Annotated in this window: 1 pseudogene; it reads left to right on the forward strand. The window is 41.3% G+C overall.

Annotated features, from left to right (window positions below):
• A pseudogene (locus GJU43_RS23260) lies at positions 1-588 on the forward strand (hypothetical protein); the annotation flags it as partial.

The raw sequence follows: 588 nt of genomic DNA on the forward strand, positions 1-588 counted from the left end.
CTTTACCAATAAAATGAGAGAGGGCGGCGCCAATAACGGTCAGTTCTTCAAACCCGGAAAAACAGCTAAAGAAGCAGCGAAAAGCCGTATCTGGCTTAACATGACAAATGAGACTGGTGCTTTTAAACAAATGCTGGTAGGATATGTAGAGGGAGCCACCAATGGTGTTGATAACAGATATGACGGAGAAACTTTCGATGCGAATCCTTATCTGGATTTTTACAGTGTAAACAACGATCTGAATTATGTGATTCAGGGACGTGCCCTGCCTTTTACAGATACCGATAGCGTTCCTTTAGGATACCGCAGTACTATTGAAGGGGATTTTACCATTTCCATCCAGCATACAGAAGGGGATTTAGTGAATCAGCCCGTTTACATCGAAGACAAAACAGCCGGAAAAATTCATAATTTAAAGAACGGTAAATATACCTTTACCACCAAAGCCGGAACTTTTGCCGACCGTCTGGTCTTGCGTTATACCGATAAAACATTAGGAACCGGTGATTTCGAAAATACCGAAAACAACATTCTGGTTAGTGTCAAAAACAAAGCCATCAAAGTCACTTCTGCCAAAGAAAACATCAA

The sequence above is a fragment of the Flavobacterium sp. LC2016-23 genome (assembly GCF_009674775.1).
GTDB lineage: Bacteria > Bacteroidota > Bacteroidia > Flavobacteriales > Flavobacteriaceae > Flavobacterium.